Source organism: Streptomyces fuscigenes, from assembly GCF_021556455.1.
In the GTDB taxonomy this organism is placed as follows: domain Bacteria; phylum Actinomycetota; class Actinomycetes; order Streptomycetales; family Streptomycetaceae; genus Streptomyces; species Streptomyces fuscigenes.
Genome location: NZ_JAKGCV010000806.1, coordinates 1 through 1063 on the forward strand (window position 1 = coordinate 1; position 1063 = coordinate 1063).

Consider the following 1063-nt stretch of genomic DNA (forward strand, 5'->3'; position numbering starts at 1 on the left):
CGCCCGGCGCGGCCGAGGCGGAGAGCCCGGCCGAGGGCGCGGACGGCGCGGCTCCGCTGCGGGTCGGCCACAGCGACGTCGCGAAGCTGCGCGAGGCGGCCGCCGACGCGCGCCGCTGGGACTCCAAGTACGGGGGCGGCGACTGGCGTTCGTCGATGGTGCCGGAGTGCCTGCGCGTCGACGCGGCGCCGCTGCTGCTCGGCGCCTACAGCGACGAGGTCGGGCGCGGCCTGTTCGGCGCCACCGCCGAACTCACCAGGCTCGCCGGCTGGATGGCCTTCGACACCGGGCAGCAGGAGGCCGCGCAGCGGTACTACATCCAGGCCCTGCGGCTGGCGAGAGCCGCCGCGGACGTCCCCCTCGGCGGCTACGTCCTCGCGTCGATGTCGCTCCAGGCCACCTACCGCGGCTTCGCCGACGAGGGCGTCGACCTGGCGCAGGCCGCCGTCGAGCGCAACCGGGGGCTCGCCACCGCGCGCACCATGAGCTTCTTCCGCCTCGTGGAGGCGCGGGCCCACGCCAAGGCGGGCGACGCGACGTCCGCCGGGGCGGCCCTCAAGGCCGCGGAGGGCTGGCTGGAGCGCTCGCGCGCCGGCGACGCCGACCCGACGTGGCTCGCCTTCTACTCGTACGACCGGTTCGCCGCGGACGCGGCCGAGTGCTACCGGGACCTCAAACTGCCGCGCCAGGTACGCAGGTTCACCGAGCAGGCGCTGTCCAGTCCGACCGAGGAGTTCGTCCGCTCGCACGGCCTGCGCCTCGTGGTGGGCGCGGTCGCCGAGCTGGAGTCCGGCAACCTGGACGCCGCGTGCGCGGCCGGCACCCGCGCCGTCGAGGTCGCGGGCCGCATCTCGTCGGCGCGCACCACCGAGTACGTACGGGACCTGCTGCACCGCCTCGAACCGTACGGCGACGAGCCCCGCGTCATGGAACTGCGCGAGCGGGCCCGCCCGTTGCTGGTGGCACCGGCGTAGTCGCGGGCACCGGGGTTGGCCGCCGCTGCGGCCCACGGCCGCGCGGGTGCCGCCCGACGCCCGCGACCGCGGCCAGGGGCGGCACGGCC

1 protein-coding gene is annotated in these 1063 nt (G+C 77.0%); it reads left to right on the top strand.

Annotated elements, in window-relative coordinates; genetic code table 11:
- Positions 1–974: NsdA family TPR-like regulatory protein (locus L1885_RS28695; protein ID WP_505016800.1), on the top strand; the 974-nt coding region annotated here is incomplete at its 5' end.
- Positions 975–1063 lie beyond the last annotated feature (89 nt).